This window comes from Acetobacterium sp. (assembly GCF_030652775.1).
GTDB lineage: Bacteria > Bacillota > Clostridia > Eubacteriales > Eubacteriaceae > Acetobacterium.
Genome location: NZ_JAUSPS010000012.1, coordinates 124,357 through 148,583, shown reverse-complemented (window position 1 = coordinate 148,583; position 24,227 = coordinate 124,357). Strand labels below are relative to the sequence as shown.

The window sequence follows — 24,227 nt, the reverse complement described above, 5'->3', positions numbered from 1 at the left end:
TGCCCCAGATTGTTTGGGGATTATAAACACTGACCAGATCGTCATCGGCACCTAATTCATTGTGCGAATAGGTACTCATATTGACCCGGGTCGGAAATTGTTCATAAACCTGGGCAACTGCTTTTCCCTCGGTATAATAATTCGTCGCCTGGATCTCATTGGATCCACAACCATCGGAAATCATTAAGATCACATTTTTAATGGCTCCGGTGTTAACTGGTGCCGGTGAGCCCTTTGGTAAGACCACCACCTTGATCCCTTCCAGGCGATAGCCTTTGCCTTCCGTGCCTGATAATTCACCGTTCTTGACCCAGTTCATCCAGCCGGTATTCTCAACATGAACCTGATAATAAATATCATAGTTGCTGGCTTCAGTTCCGGTCAGTTTGATGCGAATGGCTTCCAGTCTCAGTGATTCGCCTTCGGTTCCGCTGACGGCGCCATCGGTGACCCAGTCCTGCCAGCCTACATTTTGGACGTGAGTCTGATAGCTGACGCCCAGATTCTTGATATCACTGATTTGGAGTTTGATGCCTTCCAGCCGTAAGGATTTTCCGGTGGTACCGCTAAGCGATTCTTTTGATTTCCAATCCTGCCAGCCAACATTTTGAATCTGGGTCTGATAACTGCAATTTCCTTCAAATACCAGCGGAACACCACCGGCATTCACGGTCACTTCTTCAGCCAACACCCCAGTGGCCATCTGCATCCCCAACATTGCGGCAATTGATAAAACTGCCATTCCCTGTTTCATCGTTTTTTTCATGACTCTCCTTTTAACATTTTTCGACATTTGCGAAATAACTGACCCCTTGCCCTCAATGGGTCTTACTCAAACTTTAGCAGTTTTCGCTTTCTGGTATAGTGTATCTCATTAATTATCCACTTAATTGTCGATTCTGTTAAAAGAGAGTTAATCTTTAGTTAAACCATTCGCACCCAGCAGCAACCATAACAGTTAAGGGGAGGCTACCCGCAACGCTATGTTAAATCATTAGTCGAAATAGATGCTGCCGCCGATGAATTCACGCAGTATTGAATTAAAAGGGACTTTCTCTATATTCATCGGCTCACAGAAGGACAGAATATTAAGCAGGCGGTCCCGGGTCTTCGCATAGGGACTGTGATCCGCTATTTTATTAAGCGATGTTTCGGCAAAAATTCTCATGACATTGAGTTCGTATAGCAGGCTCGAATTAAACATCACGTCCGATTCTTCCTGGAATTTAAAGACGTTTTGATACTCCCCGCGCCGGACATTTTGCCACTGATCGAGGGTATCCTCGGGATGCGTCCCGCGGAATTGGTCGCCTCTGACAATGCGTCTGATCAGCCGCACTTCCGAACTCGGCACTCTGTTTTCGAGGTCGAAATTTAATTGAAAAAGCGAACTGAGGTAGACCTTAAACAGCATGTTCCGGTTGATCCCCATAAACAATACCGGATTCAAGGCGTGGATCCCTTCGACGACCAGGATTTCATCGTGTCCCACTTGTAGTCGCCTTGTCTGAGCGGAACGATGGCCGGTTCTAAAATCATAGATCGGAGTTTCAATGATTTTTCCCTCGATCAGTTCTTTGAGCTGTTGCTGCAAGTAGGGGATATCCAACGCTTCCAGACAATCGAAATCGGGCTTGCCGTCCTCAGTCAGCGGCGTCTTTTCGCGGTTGACAAAATAATCATCCATCGACAGGGTCACCGGCTTTAATCCGTTCACACTCAACTGGGTCGATAACCGTTGCGCAAAGGTCGTCTTGCCTGAAGAAGAGGGTCCGGAAATCAGCAGTACCCGCAGCGCCCGCTGCTGCTGCAGAATCATCACGGCAATATCGGATATCTCCTTTTCATGCAGGGCTTCGGCCATCCCCAGCAGCTTCAGGCTGGCGCTGCTTTTGACAAAGTCGTTAACATCATTGAGCAACTCGATATTAATATTTTTCAGCCATTTCTGGGTCTTATCATACATGGCCGAGAGTTTATCCGGCGGAATCAACGAGGTGTTGCAATCGCGGTCGATGTCGCCAAAGTCGACGATAAAACCGTCGGCATAAGGAATCACACAGAAAGGATCCATATTTTTAACATTGGTTTCGCAGGGATAGATCATTTTAACAAGATCGCCATCGACCTGATAAAAGTAGTAGCCGCCCTCATGTTTCAAAAAGTCAATCTCCGGATTACTTAAAATCCACTCGTTTAGTTTCTTTTCAATCTGATCGACTTCTCTGATTGAAATTGCCGAATTGGCAAACCGGCAAAACACGCCCTCCATAATTGAATATGCGGTTTTAAGGGATTCTTGAGGGAAAAGCTGCCGAATGACAATGATCAATCCGAGTTTACAAGTTTGCCGGCTTTTAATCAGATGCGTTTCTCGCATAGCCTACACCTTCTTTCGATTTAATTAATTTGAATTGTTTATTATTGCGGATCTCAGGATCGGCCAGACTTGCGTAGCCATCCCAAATAGATCAACAGACATGACATTAAAGCCGGCCCGATGATTTGGATGGTATTTAAAAATGGCGTTATCTCAATACCAAAGAGATTAATCGGTAAAACACCGCTTAGTCCCAGTGACGCATGAACAACTGCTTCCCATGCCGTTACCCCGGCAAAGAATTTACATAGCTCTTTGAACATAACAATTCCTCCTTGCTTTAACAATGGCATTGACCGCCATCAGGCCTGGGGACACAATACCTCCGGTCTCTTTATGCTCCGTCGCAATGATGTTTCGCGCCAGCTATATTAAATAACCGCATCCCCAGCCACCGACTCGTTCAGATAATTGCCGATCCGTTCTTTGACATTCTGCTCCAGGTTACGGTAAAAAAACTGGTAATCATAAAGATGATATACCCCCTCCTGGAAAATATCGAGGACCGGTGGAAAATCGGCCGGGCTGACACCGGTTACGCGCAGGGTACCCCGAACAGGATCCAGATAGGCCCCAGTCAGGTTGGGCACTTCCTTGACAATCGCCCCACTATAATCGGTAAATACGGCGCCGCTATTTTCACTGGCAGCAACAGGGGTGCTGTCGGTTCTCCAGTTCAGGGGATTGATCCCCAATGTTTTATCCGGAACAATCAGCGAGCTTTGAATCCCCTCGGCTTCTGAATTAAAGGTAATGATCACGCCGGTATCCCCAGAATTCTGGGCCATTTTTAAAAAGGGATAGTTGCTTAAATCTTCCGGTGTGACGCGCCAGCCAATCAGATAGGCGGCGACCAACCGGTCGTTTAATGCCGGATCAGCGAATTTTTCCGCCAGCAGGCGCAACAGCATTTCCGAACCCTGGCTGAACCCGGCCAGAATAAATGGCCGGCCCTGATTGTAATCTTTGAAGTACTGATCAAAGGCTTGCGAAACATCCGCGTAGGCCAGATCAAAATACTGATCCGACTGGGATTCATCCATGGTGTAGGCGTTCAGCGCTGCCTGCCGGTAATAAGGGGCAAAAAAATTGGCGTCATCGTCGTAGAGACCTTTTTCCATATTGGTCGCCCCCAAAAACTGGGCCTTTGTTTGTTCATCACCGAGATCCATCGAATGGGACTCCGCAGTCCCCAGATAAACCGTCGGCGCCACAAAAAACACATCACAGTCTTTAGTGACCGCTTCGTCAACCGGCAAATAAGCCCAGTTCTCGGCTTTGTTGTAATCCACTCCGAGTGGTTCTTGGATGCATCCGCCCAGCAACAGTGTCATGATCAGAAAGATTGACACAATAGCGGCAGATACTGAAAGATTGTTTCCTTTTTTCATGGCGAGCTCCTTTTTTTAATTTTTAGGCCGTTTCATCATCAGGCACCGTCACATCATCTGTTATTTCAAAATCTCCGACTTAACCAATTGATAATGTTCTTACTCATATCCGCGCCAAGGCGTATTTATCCATTTCGTGGTTAAGCAACTTCATGATCGTCAACTCGTCGATCGCATCAGTCAGGGCGTTGTGCAACTCGCAGTATCCCCGCTCCGCACTTAACATCCGGTATACACTCTCGACGCCGTAGCCGCGCTTCAATCTGCCGGTACCATAGCATTCGGCACAATCCGGGATGCTGTGATTATGCTGTCGATACGCCGCCACCTTCATTATGTCATACCAGTCCAAATGTTTTAATTCAGGCAGATGCCGGTAGTCAAACGCGGCGTTGTAAGCGAACATCGCCACAGCCTGATAATCTGAAAGAAAATACTGCAATTCGGCCATTGCCTTTTCCCGGGAACACTCAAGGTCCGGCTTGATGCCGTTGGCATACAGGGCGTCTGTGTACATCCCGCCGTGATCCTTAAACGGCGTGAGGATATAATAGCGTTTGTCAACCAACTCGAAGGTCACCGTATCTGCAATAACCATTCCAATGGACATAACCGCATCACCCCAGGTCGTCTCCGTGTCAATTACAGCGAATTTACTCATTGTTTTCTCCTTTAAATGGTAAAATTTGATTTTCTTTGGCAGTCGTTGCTGGGGGAAATCGGATCATCATATCCATTTGGAGTATAGCGTATCATAATGTTATTGGCTGCGCTTCGCTCGTTGGAAAAATATTCAATGTGATACTTAATGATGGGGATCTTCAGCAGTTCAAGCCAACCATTATAAATACCATCAATAAAGGCCTGGCGCCACTCTGAGCGGCGTTCAATCAGGACACAGCCATGAATCTGCTCTTTTTCAATCACAAGTGAGAAGACACCATTTTCGAGATGGGGTTCAAAGGGGTAGGTCCGGCATTGAATAGGACGATGATCTCTCAGGCAACCTTCGGCCAAATGGCAATAGATATAATAGTATTTCTTAATTTTAGGGGGCAGATTGTAGTCCTGATGACGGTGCAGATCGTAATCGGCAACGACCTCTCGTTGCATATATTCATATTCAAGGGGTAACAAATACATGCCCAATCGCTTACCGTCGACATCAATTCGGCGGCAACAATGATAGCCACATAGTTCACCACAATTACCCGCGATGATCGCTTCATCCATCAAATGATAGGCTTTTTTAAAAATGACCTGATAGTCCATTCGCATTGATTTTTTATTTTTATCTGTCAACTTGTGCTCCGATCTTTTAAATCTGTAAAATCATCTTGTATGGTGGCTTGGTCACTAGCTTGGTCACTAGCTTGGTCACTAGCTTAGGGGCAGGAAGTTAATTTGAGCCAAGGCACCTGGCTCCTAATCCAGTTATCCGGAAATTCCGGTTAACTAGACTGTCCCTCGCTTTGAACTGTCAACTGATCGTTGACACTTGCTTTTTCCTGCAATCATTCTACCTGGCCCTAGGTTCATGAACTTTATTTTTTAGGTTTATTTATCCTATAATTATCGAGATCAATGATACCATTGCCAAATATGTTAAGTGACAGGTACCACCACCTTACTTTACTGTATTTATAGGTGTTTCGGATGCCAGACCCCAATTCATCCACCAGTCCGATCTCATTATCCGCTCATAAGTTGGTGTCGGGCACTATTTCTTTCTATACCGATGGCTTCACCCGTTTCCATGTCTGCACTGAACCCACCTCACCAGTATTTGCCACGCTGGTAATCGTGATGGTGTCAGGATCTTCCAGACTGATATTTATATTCATTTCAAACCATAGGGTTTCTTTTGTTTCTGTATTTTTCCCAAGATCATCAAAGACATACAAACCTGATTTCAATTTTTTCACATTTTTCCATTTGGTATCGCCAATCCGATAACCGATACTTTCCAATTCGGGACCCATTTCAATGATCAATCCACGATAGCCATCATCAAGTGCTTCCACATTGACCACCAGACCATTGAACATGTTATCCGGTTCCACCCGCTGCCATTTTCCCACCAAAATGTCTTTCTTTTGGGGAAAACATCCGGTACTGATCATTGCTATTAACACCAATAGCAACAGTACCTGCACTTTTTTTCTCATTATTCTACCTCCGATCTTTTTTTATCCCATCGGTTTTCTTTTCGTTTGATGGCATCCAGCCATTTATCTTGATGTGCCGTTTATTTTACAGTCAATAAGATCCCCCTCTTATTTAATCTGAATACGTTTATATGATGGTGTCAGGAACGACTTCCTTTTTAAGTGTTTAGGGCTTGATTATCACCAGTTCTTTTTTGACACTAAAGGTAACCATCAGACTTTGCACCCATAGATCATTGACATGACCCCCCACCTTTAAATCGTCGGAGAGAAAATGAAAATGCCAACCCACTACGTTTAAGCCATTGGCCGAGGGGGGACAAAAAACACCGACCAGTCGCCCGCGAATCTCTTGAAAGGTATAGATAGCCTGTTTTCTGATAATCAGGTTCAGCTCCTGATAGGGTTTCGTGACCGGCCAGACCCCGTGGACCACCATTTCCTGAAAAACGCCGGTCAAACGGGCAATAACCGGGGCCTGGGTATTTTGGGTCAGCGCCGTCAATCGTTCCATCAGGGTTTTTATATCTCCATTAATTTTGCAATCATAACTTTTTTCGTCATCCAGAAAACCCAAGGTCGCAAAAGGGGTTGTTTCCCTTTGGGTTGCCCGTTCAACCCGGCAATCCCCCAAAGCCCGATAAGCAATTCCATCAAGAACAATCATTTCACCGTTAAGGGCGTGGTAAGTTCCAAAACCGGTATCGCCATAGCTTAACATTTCTTCAATGGACACAAGCCCATCATATCCCTTATTCTGAAAGTGTGCCAGGCTTGATACCTGAAATAAATTCTGCTGATCCACGGTTTTATTCCTCCTGTAAGTTAAGTATTCCTGGCACCAGGGCCTGAAGAACTGTCGAGAAGTCCATACCCTTTTGATTGGCTTTTTTCATCAATCGTTTCATCGCTATAGGTAAACCATTCAATAAATCATTTTGTCTGTTTGCTTGGAAAACTTTTAGCAAGTTCGATAATACCGCCATAATCACATGTATCACTACAATCTTTTTTCCCGTCGGCAGCCGTCCCCTTGAGTCCGCATCGCGTCTTACCTCCACACATTCAGCTATTTAAAGCTTGCTATGTCAACGTTTATCTTTTTTATAAGACTTATAACCTGACCTCTAAAATCTTTTAATTCCTGCAAAGAGTCTTTTATCTCCCCTTGAACCCTGATATCAGTAAAGATATTGTCAAACCATAAATCAAAAGCATGATCGCCTAATGTGTCGCTAATCTCTGATGGCAAGCGCATATTCACGTCTTCAAGCTCTTTGTTAAGCGTGTTGAGTGAGCTGCTTATCGCTTGCAGATCCATATTGGCATCTTGGATTTTCCCTCTTTTCATCCAGCTTGAAAAGAAGTCGCCACCAAATAAATCCCACAAACCCCAAGATGAAGCACTTTCGAGTGATGATAAGGCATGATCGATTCTCGCGATGACTTCTTCCGCTGCTCTCTTTGCTTCTTTCAATTCTTTTAATTGATCCATTTTTTAATCCCTCTACTAATCATAATTATTAATCTATTGCATCGATGACTAAACGATGACAAACACCGCCACGACCAATAATAAAAACCATTGTTTTTGCACCAAGGTTGATTTTTTCAAGCACAGACTGAATAGGCTGCTTCCACCTGATGCTGGATGGGACCGGGCACCTTATTAGGCACCATCACATCATCGGTTTTTTCAAAATGTCCGACCTAACCAATTGATAATGTTCTTGCTCAAATCCTCGCCAAGGCATATTTATCCATTTCGTGGTTAAGCAACTTCATGATCGTCAACTCGTCGATGCCGTCAGTCAGGGCGTTGTGCAATTCGCAGTATTCCCGCTCCGCACTTAACATCCGGTATACGCTCTCGACACCGTAACCGCGCTTCAATCTGCCGGTGCGGCAGCATTCGGCACCATCGGGGATGCTAGGATTATGCTGTCGATACGCCGCCACCTTCATAATATCATACCAGTCCAGATGTCGTAATTCTGGCAGATGCCGGTAGTCAAACGCGGCGTTGTAGGCAAACATCGCCACGGCCTGATAATCAGAAAGAAAATACTGCAATTCGGCCACTGCCTTTTCCCGGGAACACTCCAGGTCCGGCTTGATGCCGTTGGCATACAAGCCGTCGCTGTACATCCCGCCATGATCCTTAAACGGCGTGAGGATGTAATAGCGTTTATCAACCAACGCGAAGGTCTCTGTATCAGCGATGACCATTCCAATGGACATCACCGCATCATCCCAGGTTGTCTCCGTGTCAATTACAGCAAATTTGCTCATTTTTTTCTCCTTTGTTCGTAAAGCTTTTTTCTTTTTTAAGTGGTAAAACTTTATTTTACTTTGGCAATTGTTTCAGTTGGTTTAAATCTCCATTTACTTTTTTTAGTTTAAAAGCATCTTCTTTAGATTGCAAACCGTCGGGATCACTTTAAAATCTATATGTTTAGCCATAATTCGATCCGGCATTTCATTTTCAGAGAGATCATGGTTAGCTTTTAAATTTGTGAATTTTTCTGGTAGGATTGCTTTTGAAATCCGCGGTTGACTTTTACCCATTCTTACACAAATCAGTTTTTTTCTTTAGAGGGGGTTGCGTGCGAGGTCAGCATAACATCACCGTCCCCATATGTAGCCCGTCACCTAGTGTTCTACCTTAAGTTATATTGAGCCTGGCGCCGTAAAACGAAAATCTGGGCGCAAAGGCTGTTACACTTCACACTGCTGCATAAGGCGATCCAGTTCAGCCAGGGTTTGCTCTTTTGGTAATACATAGCTGCTCTTAATCATATTGGTAAAAAAGTCATCAAAGGCGGCAACCACGCTGGGCTCATGAATTTCAATGGCTTTAAAAACCAGCTGATTATTTTTGCGGTAGTGCAAAATGAAACGAATGAGATCCTGCTCATTGGTAAATTCGGTGGAGCCGTTCATAAATAACAACTCATCGTCAATAGCAAATAGATTTCGCCGATCATTAGCCAAGTCATCCCTAACCAGTTGAACCAGACGCAAGCGTTCAGCCGGTGTTAACACATGATAAACTTCATCAGGAAAGGATAAGCTGCCATCACGCATAAATTGCTCAAGGTTTTTTAGCGAAAACACATTGAGCATTGCATGGCTTTCTTTTCTAAAGTCATCGTAATGGCTTGCAGCCGCTTCCAGTAAGGGCTGATAATAAGGAAAATCCTTATTTAATTTTAATTCCAGAAGTTCCCGGTCAATATAGTAGGAAAAGCAGGGTAAGGGCTCGACCACATGTTTTAAGTGGCGGACTTTTTCCAGGGTGTAAACTCGAAAAAGATCGTCACTTTCTTCTATAAAGGTCTGAGACTTGGCAACCAGGCGGTCAAACTCGGTGCGATACACATCAATGATGGCCGCATCCCGATATAATACCGCTTGATTAAAATCTGCTGAAATGGCGATGACCCGTTCGGAAGTCAAGATAAAATACGGAAACAGCGCCGTTACTGGAGCGCTGACCGGACTTTCTGGCGAAAAATAATAATAGCAGGAGCGATAGTTGATATTTTCCAGCAGGGACAGGGCGATCAGATGACGAAGGGCGGCCAACGCCTGACCCGGTTCGTCGGCCGCTGCCTGTTGTCGGAACCCCAACACATCCGCGAGGTTCAGTTTTTTCTTATTACCCATCATCTGCTGAAAAATGTAGTCATACACCTTGCTTTCGGTATGAGGAATACACAGTTTCAGCTCTGGTTGGGCGGCAGAAAAAAGTTCCTGATTGATGCTGTTTTCAATCTGATTCAGAACCGCCATTGGATCAGAGCAGATTTCAATGGGCTCGGTGACCGGCTGGTTTTCCCGGTCGCCTGTTTTCCGGTTTACTTCTTTTGAAAAGGGAATCTTATATTCGGTGAGTTCAGAAATCATTTCAATCAAATCATAGATCTGCCGACGACTGTAACTTACTGTCTCCCCGACCCGGGCGATTTCCAGCAGTTGGGCGAGTTCATCCTGCTCAAATGGCGAAAGCCGTAAAGCCCGGCTCAGATTCCTGAAAAACTCCGAGGTTGGCAGGCGCTCACCGGATTTTATCCGTTGCAGGGTAGACCGATTGATGCCGCCAATTTCGGCCAAGGACACAACGGTTTCACCGCTCTCGCTAATCAATTCTTCAACTCTTTTGCTAAATAAAGTCATCTGTCCTCCCGGGATTTTGATGTAAAATGATGCTTAGATATTACGGGTATTTTGGGGTAGTGAGTCACTATTATGTTAAGATAAAACTGCCAACATCTACCAACAATTTAGAACTACTTGTTTCTAAGTTCATCCAGACCCTTGAAAAACTTCCAGCCATTTTCAGACAATCCTGTAATCAGATCCGCCGGTGCCGATGGCGACTTAAACGCAATATTCACCTGAGTGATCAAATTCCCATCAATTTCTTTAACCTTCTCGTTTGCGATATAGCTGTCAATAATCTCATTGCCCCTGTCAAAGCGCCTGCTGTTTTTCCATTCTTTTGTTGATTCTGGCGGTCTTTTAATCTCGCTGCCAGATGCCAAAACAAATTTCCCGTCCTGCACAAACAGTTTAGCGTGATGCTTGGGTGAAGGACAATAATATTTAACTTTATCCGGTGAGTCTTTTACTTCATCGATATCAACTCCTTCTGCACTCAGTAAAAACACAATCTGATTAATGAACGATTCCAGATTTGGGAGGTCATAAACACTGATGTTGGGTTTATTAGGTCTGAGATCTTTATTGGTTAAAACATAGCTGCTTTCCTTAAATTTTTGTATGAAATCATATTCCAAATAGTCAATCGATAATTTGTCAAAACTATTATTATCAGTCACAAAAAGAATGGCATAGGTCCAAAAGTCTTTACCTCTAACATGTTCTTCGATCCGCTGAATCCCATTAACAGATTGGCCAATGTAAACAAGATTCTCATCTTCACTGTCATTAAACAGAAAGTAAATGGCATAATTAAGGGCATATGGAAGGTCATAAACCTTTTTATAGCTTTCTTTTGTAAAGTAAAAGGCTTTAATCTGATTAGTCCGATCCTGATACATTTTAAGATTTGCGGCGTTATCGGCATCCGGATAAAGGTAGGTGATTGATTTTTGCATTGATTATTCCTTTCTGTTTCACAATTGTTATCAACTGTTTTGAAGTCGGTTATTGTTTCCTATTAATCCTTCATAGTCAATGATGTTTTTTTAATTAGTTCTATGAAAGAATTTTTTCTGAGGAACCGTTCCTGCCCGTGGCATAAAAACCGCGCACTGCTACAATCAAGTCTCCACTCAATACGCTACTTTCTCCTCGGCCACCTTATTATACCAGACCCCTTCGGCCACCAACATTTCCACACATTTTCTCAGCCTAACGCATGACGATTTTCAGGGCCTGATCGGCCTGTTCCGGGGGATACTTATGAAATTTCAGTAGCCGTTTGATGATTATTTTCAACTTTTGGATCGGATTACCGCCACCTGGAAAAACAGTTGGCTAAATCGGGCGATGTTTCTTGCGATATGTTAAGTTCAATAAGTTAAGGGGCAGGCACCAGAGCAATTATAATTATACGCCTCACCCGCTTAAATGGCTAGAAAAAATCACGTTTTTCGCCACGCAGCTTACTTGTATTCGCTTTATTTAACAAATGACAAAGATTGTACCACCGCCGCGACTTCAACTCACCAAACCTAACCCCCTGATAAACAAAAGTAGGCTCCAGCAAATGTTCTGCCACTTTCAGATCGGCCAGCGAGATCATTTTGGTGAATAAGCACACTTATTAATAAAAAAACGGATAACGACCGAAAATTCCGGTAGAATCTGATATAATGTAAAAAAGTTCAATGCCCAGGCATATTCATCGACTCGTCAAAATTTATTTACTCAGACCGGAGGATGGCTACCCCTTCCTCCCGCCTGATGAAAGGTGGTAACATGTTAGCTAAACTGGAAACGATTCTACGCGAAAATTCCCTTTGTGTTTTATGTACCGAAGCCGCGGGAAACCCCTACTGCTCGTTGATGACCTATCTGCTGAGCGATGATTGCCGCACGCTTTATCTGGTCTCCACCCGGGAATCCCGGAAATTCAAGAATCTGCTGGCCAATCCCCGGGTCAGTGTCCTGGTTGATAGCCGCCAGCACCCGACCGCCGGCGCCAACATCGTCTCGGTTACCTTTGCCGGCCTTTTTCAAACCCTGGTGGATGCTGAAACCGAGCGGGTTACGACCGCTTTTGCCCGGGAACATCCGGAATTGACAGAAATTCTCAACCATCCCGACAGTGTTATCTTTGCAATTAAATTAACGTCCTATCTGTTGTTGGATGGCCCGGTGGATGCTGATCAGGGTGATTTATAAGGCCTGGCACGCAGCCGCAAAACAGCGCATTAATTTACAACTTCTGCTAACACAAAAAAAGATGACACCGAAATGTCATCTTTTTTATTACTGCTTTTATTCTGCTTTTATCGCTGCTCTTATTCGACAATTACCGCGACCCCATCGGGGATCACTGTTACGGTGGCGGCTTCATTGTTAAGATAATCCCGGGCCATCGCCAAGGCTTCCTGGACATCCCCGGCGGGGGTCATCTGGAATTCTTTAATCATTTCATCCGGGGCGGCCGAGATATAAATCACCTTGGCCTTTAATAAAATCCGCGCCAGAATCTGGGCTTCCCACTGATCGGGGATGGTTTCGTCGCGGGGGGTGTTGACAAAACCGGCCAGCATCTTGTCGAGATTTTTCTCATCCCGGAAGGTATTGAAAAAGGCCGCGCCGCCGTGGCCATCGTTGGATTTGGCCAACATGATGATCACCCCGCCGGGTTTGACCGCGGCTTCGGCGGCAGTCATCCCTTTAACCGCCTGGTAAATGTTCTGATCCAGGGGATAACCGCCATTGCTGGTGATGACGATATCGCTGGGGGGCGCCTGAACCTTGCAGAGCTGCTCCAGAAAGGTCCGGCCTTTGATATGGGCGGCATCGCAATCGCCGGCCACGGCATAAATCACTTCTTTTTCGGAATTGATCACGACATTGACGACAAAGGCCAGTTTGGCAGTGCGGGCGGCGTAGAGCATATCAATATGAAGGGGGTTGCCCTCAATCACGCCGGTGCGGGCTTTGGGGTGGGCAATAAATTCGCCACAATGATTGGCCAATACACTGACCCGGCTGGCGATGCCCGGCAGCACGCTTTTACGGCCGCCGGAAAAACCGGCAAAGAAATGAGGCTCAATAAAACCTTCCGAAACCAGCAGATCGGCTTCGGCGGCCAGGCGGTTGATGATCAGCTCACCGCCGGAGGGCAACGTGCCGATTTTGACCAGACTGCTGTCATCCCCGGAATCATGAACGACAATCCGCTCTTTCTCAACGATGGCTTCGCCGAATTTGCCGACCAGTTCCTCCCGGGTCGTTAAACGATGAAACCCGGTGGCAATTAAAATGGTGATTTCGGCGGCGGGATTACCTTTGCGGATTTCGCTGAGCATCAGCGGCATAATAATTTTACTGGGCACCGGCCGGGTATGATCACTGGCAATAATGACAATCTTTTGTTTGCCAATCGCCAGCTGACTCAGCTGGGCTGACCCCTCGGGTTGCTCAATCGCCGCTGCCACCAGCTCGCTTTGGGATAGTTCAGGATGATAATCTTCAATCTGCGAGACGAGAATGCCATTAAGATTGGCTTCATCGACATTAAGAATCTGTTTTTCTTTTCCATAGGGTATATTGATTTGCATATTTTTTTCCTTTCTGATTAGACGAAAGACACTAGCGAAATTCTGCATTCCGCTAATGTCTTAACTTTTTAGGATGGTTTTACTTATTCAATTTTCTTTTATTTATATACAATGCGTAAAATACAAAGCGTTAGTTAACATGCGGTTTATCCAAAGGTACTCAGCAATCCTTCCATCAGCGGTGCTCCAAAATAGACGACCAGCCCGATGACGATGACGTAGATGGCGCAGACCTTCAGGGTTGCCTGGAGGATCTTGCCCTCGCTGCCGATAATGCCGGTGGCGGCAGTGGCCACCGCAATACTTTGAGGTGAGATCATCTTACCAGCCGTGGCCCCAGCGGTATTGGCGGCGGCCAGCCAGTAAGGGTTCATCCCGATGGCGTTGGCGGCTTCGACCTGAAGCCCGCCGAACAAGACGTTGGCGGAGGTATCGCTGCCGGTGACAAAGGTACCCAGGGCTCCAATTAGCGGCGCTATCAGGGGATAAAAATCGCCGGTAATCAAAACCAGAATCTGGGCGATGACGCCAATCATGCCGCTGTAACCCATCACCTTGGCCAGCGCCACAATGGCGACAATGGTAATGGCGGACTTACTCATCTGTTTCATGGTATTGCCCAACACTTTAGATATCTGGCCAAATTTAACGCCCTGAATCAAGCCAGCCAGATAGGTGGCAAAGATGATCAGCGTTCCGGGGGTAGAAATCCATAAGAAGGTGTAGGGTTTGCCATGCGGTCCGGTGTAAATCTGGATCGTGGTTTTCACTTGCGCCAGCGCCCCGTTAATAGCCGGGAATAGCGATGAGCACAGGATGATAATGACAAACACCAGAATAAACGGTAACCAGGCCATCACGGCGTTTTTTAACGGAATCTTTTCGGCATCCTTGGCAGCCGTATCTTTATAGAAGATCTTGGCCATGGCAATCACGACGGCCATACACACCACCGATCCGACAATCGCCGGCAGTTCGGCGCCTAAATACTTGGCCACAAAAATCTGCGGTAAGCCAAACGACAAACCGGCCATCAGGGTAATCAAGACGACGCCTTTGAGACTTTTGACGCCCTTCCCGGTCAGCATGACCAGAATAAACGGCACCACGACAATCATAATAAACAACTGCAGCGCCACGGCAAATGATAAATCGTTTACATTAAGACCGGTTACTGAAGCCAGGGTGCTGACAGGTAAACCAATCGCCCCAAAAGCGGTGGGGGTGGTGTTAGCAATCAAACAGATAATGGCGGCAAAGACCGGATTAAAACCAAGAGCGGCTAAAATACTGGCGGGAATCGCCACGGCCGTTCCAAAGCCGGCAATCGCTTCTAAAAAGCCACCGAAGCCCCAGGCCAGGATTAACACTAAAATCCGTTGATCGGTGGTGATACTGGTCATCATTTTTTTGATGACTTCCATACCCCCAGTGTGGGTAGCCAGATTATAGGTAAAGACCGCCGCCACAATGACCAGCATGATCGGCCAGATGGCCATCGCACCGCCCTCGAGGGCTGCCGTGAGACTGTCGATCACGGGCATTTTCCAGACCAGAATACTTAATAAGACGGTGATCGCCAGGGCGATCGGACAGGCTTTGTAGCCGGGGATCTTTAAGACCCCCAGCGAAACAATCAGCCATACCACCGGGATCAGGGCGATAAAGAAAAGTAACAAGTTATCCATATTTCCCCCTACATCTGACAGACTTTTTTAGGATTTAACAGGTTTTTAGGATCAAATGTTTGTTTGATACCGGCCATCAAAGCCAGATGCTCGGTACCGAAATCGTTGAGCAGATATTTTCGTTTGGCATAGCCGATGCCGTGTTCGCCGGAAACCAGTCCGTTAAAAGTCAGGGCCTTGGCATACATCCGGTCCATCGCTTCTTCCAGTTTGACTTCCCAGGCGGCCTGGTCCAGCTTGTCGCGGCACACATAAATATGCAGGTTGCCATCGCCGGCATGGCCAAAGCTGGGGATTCGGACATCCATTTCGGCAGCTAACTCATGGGTAAATTCAATAAACTCGGCGATCCGGTTTCGCGGTACCACCACGTCGCACTCATCCATTTCGGTGGTCGAGGCTTTAATCGCTTCCAGGAAGGCACCTCGGGCTGACCAGACCGATTCTTTCCGTTCGGCGGTATCGACAATATAAACATCTTTGGCGCCTTCGGCCAGACAGAGGTTGGCGACAACTTCGTATTCAGCTTCGACCTGTTCCTTGGAATTGCCGTCAAAGGTCAATAAGATATAGGCATTACTGCTGGAATCCGGGAATTTTTTACCGAGAAAATCTTCGGCAAAAAGAATCGTCTGGCGTTCCATAAATTCAATCGCCGTCGGGATCGCCTTGGATTTGATGATCTTGGGCACAATTCCGGCCGCATCACTAATATTATCAAAGGGAATCAGCAGACTCAGGGTCATCTTGGGCAGCGGCAACAGTTTTAAGATCGCTTTGGTGATCACACAGAGGGTTCCTTCGGAGCCGACGACCAGATCTTTTAAGCTGTAACCGGAGCTGTTCTTAACAATTTTACCACCCAGCTCGATGATTTCACCGTTGGATAAGACCACGGTCAGACCGCGGACATAGTCCCGGGTCACGCCGTATTTCACGGCCCGCATGCCACCGGCGTTGGTGCTGATATTACCGGCAATGGTGGCCGATTTTTCACCGGGATCGGGCGGATAAAAGAGATCATTTTCTTCCACAAATTTGGACAGTTCCATCAGCAGCACGCCGGGTTCCACGGTAACCGTCAGGTTTTCGGTGTCCAGTTCGAGGATATTGTTCATCAGGGTGGTTTCTAACATAATCCCACCAAACAGTGGGACACAGGCCCCCACCAGCCCGGTGCCGGACCCCCGGACCACGACCGGAATATTATGATCATAGGAATATTTCATGATTTTTGATACTTCTTCGGTGGTGGTTACTTTAATCAGCACTTCCGGATAAGAATGGATACTGCCCAGCTCATCATGGCTGAAGTCTTCACCAATCTGGTCGCCGACAAAGATCCGTTCAGCAGGAATCAGGTCCTTTAAAAAATCAATATCCGTTGCTTCCACTTTTTTATAATTCATCTTAGCCAACCATCCTTTCTGGTGTTTCAATGGCTTCAGGCATCGCCAGGGTTTTCCCGACGGCAGCGCTTTCCGGATCGGCAATCATTTTTAACAGTTCGGGGATGATTTCGTATAAATCGCCGACCATGCCGCAATGGGCAATATTAAAGATTGGTGCTTTGGGATCATTATTGACCGCGATGATATATTCGGAATTCTGCATCCCGGCGGCAAACTGGACGGCACCGGAAATACCCAGGGCAATGATCAGTTTCGGTTTAACGGTTCGGCCGCTGAGGCCAATCTGCAGGCGGGCATCAAACCAGCCGGCTTCGATGCCGGGTCGGGTACAGGCCACGGTAGCGCCGATTTTTTCAGCAAACTCGTGGATCATCTCCAGATCTTTTTCGCATTTTACGCCCCGGCCAACCGCAATAATGGTTTCGGCTTCAGAAAGATCAAGGCCTTTTTCTTTTTTAATGACTTCCAGCACTTCAATGGCTGAAATCAGTTTCTCTTTGCCGATTTCCATCACTTCGACACTGCCCCAGGGTTCTTTAACCAGTTCCGGAGCGGAAAATACTTTATAACGGACGGTACAGAACTGGGGTCGGGTGTTTTCAGTCACAATCTGGGCCATAATATTACCGCCAAAGGCTGGTCGGATCTGAACCAGATCGGTATTGTCTTTCATTTCCAGAATGGTACAGTCAGCGGTGAGACCGGTACGGTAACGGGCGGCCACGCGTGGCGCCAGGGAACGACCGACGTTGGTGGCACCAACTAAAATCGAAGATGGTTTCACTTTTTCGATAAAGTCTTCCAGAACGTTGGCATAGGGTTCGATCACAAAATGTTTAAGTTCCGGCTGATCGTAGACAAATACCTTATCGACCCCGTAGCTTAACAGTTCGCTGGCTTCGGCGGTGATATTGGTCCCCATAAACAGGGCGTAAACCGGATGATCGATCACTGCGGCCAGTTCGCGGGCCTTGCCAATCAGCTCAAAGGTAACCGGATGAATCTTGCCTTCAATGTGATCGACATAGACGGTAATGCCTTTGTACAGGCTTTTGTCGATGGCGATCTTTTCATCTTCTTCCAGCATGAGAACGCCGGCTGGTCCGTTTTTTAAACACATCTTGCACATTTTACAGGCGGCGGTCACTTCTAATTTAGCGTTTTCATAAGAAAAGGCATCGAAGGGGCAAATTTCTGCCAGTGCCTCAAAGGTTTTTTGATCGACGTTTTCCTTGATTATTTTAATTCCTGCCATGATTTTTTCCTTCCTAGCCTAAATATTTTTTTTCGGTTAAAATTCCCATCAGCGCCGTTGCCAGAGCTGGTCCATCGCCCTCAAAGCTGGTTTTTTCGACGTTGCTTTCCGGCGGGAAGATTCGTTCGACCTGGGTTGGTGAGCCGCTGAGGCCATATTTTTTTTCATCGGTGTCGTACATATCTTTCAGGGTCAAAACTTTAATTTCGGGATTTTCGGAAATTTCCAGTTTTCGTTTATAAGAAGGTAAGCGCGGGGTGTAAATGTCCTTGTCGACAGTGATCAGGCAAGGGTATGGCACGCGTTGGATTTCCAGGGATTCTTCCATGTTCATTTGCAGGGTCAGGCCCTTTTCATCCGCCATCAGAATTTTGATGACGTTGGTAACGTGGGGAATTCCTAAAAATTCGGCCATTTCCGGACCAACCTGAGCGGTATCGCCATCGGTGGTCTGCTTGCCGCAGATGATCAGATCAAAATCACCCAGTCTTTTAGCCCCCTGGGCCAGCGTATAACTGGTGGCGACCACATCGGCCCCGCCAAATTTTCGGTCTGATAATAAACAGCCCTCGTCAGCGCCCATATAGAAAGATTCAAAAAGCACTTCTTTACTTTGCATCGGACCCATTGACAAGGTGGTAATGGTGCCGCCCAATTGTTCTTTTAAGCGAAATGCGGTTTCCAGACCAAATAAATCATAGGGATTCAATTTTGATTCAACCCCATCACGAATCAGGACACCTGTTTCCGGATCCACTTCCACGTTGGACGTTCCCGGAACCTGTTTGATACATACCAGTATTTTCATACTCACCCTCCATAAAATAAATTAAATTGACAATTGCGATAGTACCATGAGCTTTGTGCCCCGCTTCGCAAACGCCGAATCATGCAAATCATTTGGTTAAGACCTGAGCGAAATTTCTTTTGCTGTCCATTTCATCAACAGACAGCAAGGAAAATGTTCTTTCATCATAAATTCCGCTATCGACTGAGCTGGTCAGTCGACGAAAACTTTTAAACCCTCTTAAACCCATTCATAAACCACTTGACAAATCTCTGATAAAATTCTACTATTGGTCTGGTGGTCAGACCACTAACCTGTTGCCATTATATGCGTTTCGTAAATATTTGTCAAGTGGTAAAATAACGTTTTCAGAAATTATTTTTTATCCCACTTTTTATCTTTTTGAATTTTAAAAGTGGCTGTGGTACAATGGTTTATTATGATCCTTACTAGAAAACTAAGAGAAAACGAAAAAATCGAATGAAATGAAGTGAAGTTTTAGATGTTTAAAGAAATTGCACACACGAAAATATATTTGCAAATCCTCGAGCAGATTAAAGAAAATATTATTAGAGGAAATTTAAAAAGCGGCGACCGACTACCTTCGGAACGGCAATGGGCGGAACAGTTAGGGGTTTCCCGGGCAACGATCCGGGAGGCGATCCGGGCGCTGGAGATGATCGGCCTGGTGGTCTGTCAGCAGGGCGAAGGGAATTTTATTGCCGAAAATTTTGAAGATACCCTGACTCAGCCACTGACGATTATGTTCTGGCTCAGCAAGGGCGAATTAAGAGAGGTCCAGGAACTGCGGCGGGCGCTGGAAACCGAAGCGGCTAAACTGGCGGCCAAAAAAATGACGCCGGAACGGTTTGCCAGTCTGGAAAAAATCTGTGATGCCATTGAAACCGAAACCGATGAGTCGGTCCGGGCCGAACTGGACAAGCGCTTCCATTATGAAATTGCCCTGGCCTCAGAAAACAAGATGATACATAACGTCCTGCTGTCATCGGCCACCCTGATCGAAGCCCTGATCAAGGATATCCGAATTGCCATTCTCGACGATACCCAACGGGGACCAATTATCGATCAACAGCACCGCAAAATCTTGAACGCTCTCGGCAACAAGGAACAGCTCAACGCCGCCTTTGCGATGTCCCAGCATATGGATCTGATTGATGGCTTTGTGGCCGGACTGGAAATTGACAAGCAGTAATTTCCGAAAAAAAGCAGGATGATTTTTTGTCATCCTGCTTTTTTATTAACGCAAATTTCATAATCTCAGATACCATTATATTTTTACAGGCGATCCGGTCAATCAATATAGTCCTTTAAAAAATAGCCGCACCTTTCAGTCCGCTTCAATCTAAATAAGATCGTATCTCATCACCGCATAGTCGATGCAAATGAATAAAAACATCAACGATAAAACAACTAAAATAGAAAATTTTTATATTATCTTGAATATATTGAATTGTAAGCGTATACTTTTATCTAATACGAATAAGAAAGCGAGGCAAATAAAATGAAAAACAGTATTCGCAAATGTTTAGTTTTGATGTTGACCTTATTGCTGAGTGTCGGGATGGTTCCAACAACTGTGTGGGCTGAAACAACCCCCAATGTTCGCTATCGTACCCACGTTGAAAATGAAGGCTGGCAGGAATTTGTATCCGATGGCGTTCTCAGCGGGACAATCGGAGAAGGTCTACGGTTAGAAGGCATTAAAATCGAACTTGAAAATCAGGACGCGAATCTTGACGTATCTTATCAAACGCATATCCAAAATTACGGTTGGGAAGATCAAGGCGATAATACCAACTGGAAAAAGAACGGCGAAACAAGCGGAACCACTGGCGAAAGCTTACGGTTAGAAGCCATTCAAATTAAACTAACTGGCGATACTGCTGATCAATTTGATATCTGGTATCAGGTTCATGCTCAGAATATGGGTTGGCTTAACTGGGCTAAAAACGGCGAAAGTGCCGGCACCGAAGGATTTGGCTATCGCCTCGAAGGCATCAAAATTCAGATCCTGCCGGCCGGTTCAAGTGCCCCCAGTGGCACAGTGGATCAAGACGAACCGTTTTATAAAAAATTGATCCAAAACCCGCATGAGGCGATTACCTATCTAAAACAATTGCTGGGTCAATTGGGGATGCGTGTAGATGAAGATTATAAATATACAGGGTATTGTAACAAAGGATTTAAATTAACTGCAGTTAATAGTCCTATTCAGGCACAACCTTACATTGTCTCTCCTAAAGGAAGTCTATTTAATGATTTTAAACAAATCTACTTATTTCAAGCCGCAGGTGATGAAACGATCTGCTATCTGGCCACTGAAGACGAAGCTAGGCAGTATCTTGATGACTATCTAATCGCATCCGAAACCTATGTTCCCGAAATGATCGAATTTCAAGGAACCTTTGAGCAAGGCGGCTATAGGTTTTATGGCTATGATGAAATTGACGGTAAAAAGACTACCATCTTCGAGTATACCGTTTACCCCGGTGGCAATATTTACGACAATATTTTAAACCAATACATCTATGAATATTCGGTCGTTTAAACCGTGATCGATCCGGCGGCAATCGTTAATCCGGTGCTTCTAATAGTCGGAGTACCTCAGCTCCTGGGAGATTCACCCACATTAACGAAGTAAAATAAAAAACAGGATAGGTTTAACCATCCTGTTTTTTAATACCATTTTTTAATTAAACTAAGGCTTCAAATTTTTGCAGGTATTCTTTCAGAACCGTCTCAATGACTGCGCAACCGCCCACTGTATCGGATTCGATATTGAGTGGCATAATCGGATCATGGAGGGACATTCGCAGCAGACACCAGCCGTTGCCGGCAGTGCTGTCACAGCTCACCCGAACGCCTTCAAAGTTAGGACTGACCACCGTCCAGCCGGGTTGGCTGGCGGCGAATTGGGCAAACTCAGCCAACACTATTTCGCCATAAGCTTTAAAATCATCAGCCGTTATTTTCAGGCGGATTTCTTTGGCCTCAGCCGGTTCTTTGAGTCCGGCCAGAAACGAACTGATCGGCTGGCCGGCCTTAAACAGTTCGGCAAATTTGATCAGCGCCATGGTGACCAGATAGGCGCCGTCATCGAGAAAATAGTTTTCTTTGATGGCTCCGTGACCGCTGGTTTCCATCGCCAGATGGGTTTCGATACCGGCGTTATTTAAACGGATCGCCTCGTTAATGACATTTTTATAACCTCGTTTAAAGCGATGATGCTGCCCGCCGCGGCTTTCAATATACTCGGTTAACCCGGTGGACGTAATCGAATCGGTAACGATCGTCGAGCCCGGATAATCGGTCAACAGCATGCTGGCAATAAAGGCAATAAAGCCATTGCGGTTGATCGCCTGGCCCTGTTCGTCGATAATCGCGGCGCGATCGACATCGGTATCAAAGATGATCCCCAGATCGGCCTGGTTATCCCGTACGGCTTTGGTGATATGGGCGATGGCGACGGCATCTTCCGGGTTGGGTACGTGGTTAGGAAAATTACCGTCGGGGTCCAGATACTGGCTGCCGGTGGTGTCGGCCCCTAACGGCTTTAACACCTGGTCAACAAAAAATCCGCCGGCCCCGTTACCGGCATCAACCACAATTCTGGCGCCGGCCAACGGCTGCTCAGTACCGGTTTTAGCCCGGATAATCTTTAAAATATTCTCGGAATAGCTGGGCAGAAAATCGTAGTCCAGCGCTTGTCCGCCCGGGGTAAAGCCGGTTTCAATGGTCTCGGCCAGTTCCAGAATGGCAGTGATATCCTCTTTATTAAGGCCGCCATCTTTGGTAAAAAACTTCAGTCCATTGCGGTTAAAAGGCAGATGACTGGCCGTCACCATCACCGCCCCATCGGCTTGCAGCAGCGGATCGATGGTGGTCATAAACATCGCCGGGGTGGTGGCAATGCCGCATTGATAGACCTTGTTCCCCTTACTGACCAGCCCCAACGCCACCGCCTGAGCCAGATGAGGTCCGGACAGCCGGCTGTCCCGGCCGATGGCAAAGGTTAACGGGGTTTTCCCGAGCTTTTGCTCCAGCCAGGTGGCAAAGGCATAGGCAATTTTCATGGCCATGTCCTGAGTAAAATTGACTTCCTCACCGGGAATCCCATCAAGGGCAACCCCCCGGACATCGGAGCCATTCTGTAATTTTCTGATATCTTTAATTTCCATTTATTGTTAATCTCCTGGTAATGAATCACATACTATGAACGGAACGTTTAAGTTATTCTGTACTGGTTGAGCGAAAATGTTCGAGTACTAGGCGGATTAATTTATTCAAGGCCGCCGCGTATAATTAATACGCAAGGATTTGAATAAATTGATCCAACGACGTAATCGGGCATTTTAGCCAACCAGAGAGGCGCACATTACGGCTTTGATGGTATGCATCCGATTCTCAGCCTCGTCAAAGACCTTGGAATGTACACTGCGGAAAACCTCATCGGTGACTTCCATTTCGGTTAGCCCGAACTTCTCTTTGACTTCCCGGGCGACGACTGTTTCCTGGTCATGGAAGGCTGGTAAACAATGAAGGAAGATCACCTCATCATTGCCGGTGGCTCGTATCATTTCCATATTAACCTGGTATGGCGACAACAGTTTGATCCGCTCGGCCATCTGATCTTCTTCACCCATCGAGACCCAGACGTCAGTATAAATGACGTCGCCATCCTTGACGCCGGCTTTGATATCGGCAGTCAGGGTAATGGTTCCCCCGGTTGTTTCACAAAGGGTTTTCATTTCGGCCACTAAGGCTTCTTCCGGGAACAGCGATTCGGGGGCCACCGCCACAAAATGCATCCCCAATTTGGCACAGCCGATCATCAGGGCATTACCCATATTGTTGCGGGCATCCCCGACATAAACCAGCCGTCGGCCTTTGACGGCGCCAAAGTTTTCCTGGATGGTCAGCATATCGGCCAGAATTTGGGTCGGGTGATCTAAATCGGTTAAGCCGTTCCAGACTGGTACCCCGGAATGTTCGGCCAGCATTTCGACGGTCTGTTGTTCAAAACCGCGGAACTCAATGCCGTCATAAAAACGGCCCAGAACGATGGCGGTATCCTCAATCGATTCCTTTTTGCCCATTTGACTGTTGGTTAAAAAGGTGACGTTAGCCCCTTCGTCAAAAGCGGCCACTTCAAAGGCGCAACGGGTTCGGGTTGATGTTTTTTCAAAAATCAGCACAATATTTTTGCCTTTGAGCAGATCGCCCACCACCCCTAATTTTTTCTTGGCTTTCAGTTCGGCTGCGTAGTCGATCAGATACTGGATTTCCTCTGGGGTAAAATCCTTTAATGTCAATAAATGACGTCCCTTTAAATTCATAATGCTTCCTCCGTTTATCTCTT

At 46.3% G+C, this 24,227-nt stretch carries 21 protein-coding genes and 1 pseudogene; 3 read left to right on the top strand and 19 right to left on the bottom strand.

Annotated features, from left to right (window positions below):
- From Q7J41_RS02990 to Q7J41_RS02935, 12 genes and pseudogenes are all read right to left on the bottom strand, one after another.
- Positions 1 to 766, bottom strand: a pseudogene (locus Q7J41_RS02990) (hypothetical protein); the annotation flags it as partial.
- Between the two features lie 228 nt (positions 767 to 994).
- Positions 995 to 2,380: a uridine kinase gene (locus Q7J41_RS02985; protein ID WP_304885090.1), complete on the bottom strand. Its 1,386-nt coding sequence runs from the start codon at positions 2,378 to 2,380 to the stop codon at positions 995 to 997.
- 53 nt (positions 2,381 to 2,433) lie between these two features.
- The gene (locus Q7J41_RS02980; RefSeq protein WP_304885089.1) at positions 2,434 to 2,643 is read right to left on the bottom strand and encodes a hypothetical protein; all 210 of its coding nucleotides are present in this window, start codon (positions 2,641 to 2,643) and stop codon (positions 2,434 to 2,436) included.
- 108 nt (positions 2,644 to 2,751) lie between these two features.
- Complete coding sequence (locus tag Q7J41_RS02975; RefSeq protein ID WP_304885087.1) at positions 2,752 to 3,771, bottom strand: DUF3089 domain-containing protein; 1,020 nt, start codon at positions 3,769 to 3,771, stop codon at positions 2,752 to 2,754.
- A 103-nt stretch (positions 3,772 to 3,874) separates the two neighbouring features.
- The gene (locus tag Q7J41_RS02970; protein WP_304885085.1) at positions 3,875 to 4,432 is read right to left on the bottom strand and encodes a hypothetical protein; all 558 of its coding nucleotides are present in this window, start codon (positions 4,430 to 4,432) and stop codon (positions 3,875 to 3,877) included.
- Between the two features lie 11 nt (positions 4,433 to 4,443).
- A complete protein-coding gene (locus tag Q7J41_RS02965; protein WP_304885083.1) occupies positions 4,444 to 5,073 on the bottom strand; it encodes a hypothetical protein in 630 nt (209 codons plus the stop codon).
- 428 nt (positions 5,074 to 5,501) lie between these two features.
- Positions 5,502 to 5,939 carry a hypothetical protein gene (locus Q7J41_RS02960; protein WP_304885082.1) on the bottom strand — a complete coding sequence of 146 codons (438 nt, stop codon included), beginning with the start codon at positions 5,937 to 5,939 and terminating at the stop codon, positions 5,502 to 5,504.
- Positions 5,940 to 6,105: 166 nt separating this feature from the next.
- On the bottom strand, positions 6,106 to 6,744 hold the full coding sequence (locus tag Q7J41_RS02955) for an acetolactate decarboxylase (protein ID WP_304885081.1): 639 nt from the start codon (positions 6,742 to 6,744) through the stop codon (positions 6,106 to 6,108).
- Positions 6,745 to 7,008: 264 nt separating this feature from the next.
- Positions 7,009 to 7,434: a hypothetical protein gene (locus Q7J41_RS02950; RefSeq protein ID WP_304885079.1), complete on the bottom strand. Its 426-nt coding sequence runs from the start codon at positions 7,432 to 7,434 to the stop codon at positions 7,009 to 7,011.
- Positions 7,435 to 7,673: 239 nt separating this feature from the next.
- Positions 7,674 to 8,231 carry a hypothetical protein gene (locus Q7J41_RS02945; RefSeq protein WP_304885077.1) on the bottom strand — a complete coding sequence of 186 codons (558 nt, stop codon included), beginning with the start codon at positions 8,229 to 8,231 and terminating at the stop codon, positions 7,674 to 7,676.
- Between the two features lie 426 nt (positions 8,232 to 8,657).
- A complete protein-coding gene (locus tag Q7J41_RS02940; RefSeq protein ID WP_304885075.1) occupies positions 8,658 to 10,118 on the bottom strand; it encodes a helix-turn-helix domain-containing protein in 1,461 nt (486 codons plus the stop codon).
- Positions 10,119 to 10,231: 113 nt separating this feature from the next.
- Positions 10,232 to 11,062, bottom strand: a complete 831-nt coding sequence (locus Q7J41_RS02935) for a GIY-YIG nuclease family protein (protein ID WP_304885073.1) — start codon at positions 11,060 to 11,062, stop codon at positions 10,232 to 10,234.
- Between the two features lie 826 nt (positions 11,063 to 11,888).
- Between Q7J41_RS02935 and Q7J41_RS02930 the strand changes: the two genes are divergently transcribed.
- Entirely contained in the window at positions 11,889 to 12,314 is a 426-nt protein-coding gene (locus Q7J41_RS02930) for a pyridoxamine 5'-phosphate oxidase family protein (RefSeq protein ID WP_304885071.1), read from the top strand.
- A 119-nt stretch (positions 12,315 to 12,433) separates the two neighbouring features.
- Here Q7J41_RS02930 and larA read toward each other — a convergent pair whose 3' ends face one another.
- The 5 genes from larA to lctB form a co-directional block, all read right to left on the bottom strand.
- Complete coding sequence (gene larA, locus Q7J41_RS02925) at positions 12,434 to 13,705, bottom strand: nickel-dependent lactate racemase (RefSeq protein WP_304885069.1); 1,272 nt, start codon at positions 13,703 to 13,705, stop codon at positions 12,434 to 12,436.
- Between the two features lie 146 nt (positions 13,706 to 13,851).
- Positions 13,852 to 15,393, bottom strand: coding sequence for an L-lactate permease (locus tag Q7J41_RS02920; RefSeq protein ID WP_304885067.1), 1,542 nt, complete (start codon positions 15,391 to 15,393; stop codon positions 13,852 to 13,854).
- Between the two features lie 8 nt (positions 15,394 to 15,401).
- Positions 15,402 to 16,802 (bottom strand): lactate dehydrogenase subunit LctD, encoded by a 1,401-nt coding sequence (gene lctD / locus Q7J41_RS02915; RefSeq protein WP_304885066.1) that lies wholly within the window; start codon positions 16,800 to 16,802, stop codon positions 15,402 to 15,404.
- 1 nt (position 16,803) lies between these two features.
- A complete protein-coding gene (gene lctC, locus Q7J41_RS02910) occupies positions 16,804 to 18,060 on the bottom strand; it encodes a lactate dehydrogenase subunit LctC (protein ID WP_304885064.1) in 1,257 nt (418 codons plus the stop codon).
- Between the two features lie 13 nt (positions 18,061 to 18,073).
- Entirely contained in the window at positions 18,074 to 18,868 is a 795-nt protein-coding gene (gene lctB / locus Q7J41_RS02905) for a lactate dehydrogenase subunit LctB (protein WP_304885063.1), read from the bottom strand.
- A gap of 481 nt (positions 18,869 to 19,349) precedes the next feature.
- On the opposite strand from lctB, the gene Q7J41_RS02900 reads away from it, so the two are divergent.
- Both Q7J41_RS02900 and Q7J41_RS02895 read left to right on the top strand, forming a co-directional pair.
- The gene (locus Q7J41_RS02900) at positions 19,350 to 20,060 is read left to right on the top strand and encodes a FadR/GntR family transcriptional regulator (protein WP_304885062.1); all 711 of its coding nucleotides are present in this window, start codon (positions 19,350 to 19,352) and stop codon (positions 20,058 to 20,060) included.
- Between the two features lie 309 nt (positions 20,061 to 20,369).
- Positions 20,370 to 21,416 (top strand): hypothetical protein, encoded by a 1,047-nt coding sequence (locus tag Q7J41_RS02895; RefSeq protein WP_304885060.1) that lies wholly within the window; start codon positions 20,370 to 20,372, stop codon positions 21,414 to 21,416.
- A gap of 145 nt (positions 21,417 to 21,561) precedes the next feature.
- On the opposite strand, the gene Q7J41_RS02890 is transcribed toward Q7J41_RS02895, so the two are convergent.
- Entirely contained in the window at positions 21,562 to 23,046 is a 1,485-nt protein-coding gene (locus tag Q7J41_RS02890; RefSeq protein ID WP_304885059.1) for a phosphomannomutase/phosphoglucomutase, read from the bottom strand.
- Between the two features lie 174 nt (positions 23,047 to 23,220).
- Positions 23,221 to 24,204, bottom strand: a complete 984-nt coding sequence (argF, locus tag Q7J41_RS02885; protein WP_304885058.1) for an ornithine carbamoyltransferase — start codon at positions 24,202 to 24,204, stop codon at positions 23,221 to 23,223.
- Positions 24,205 to 24,227 lie beyond the last annotated feature (23 nt).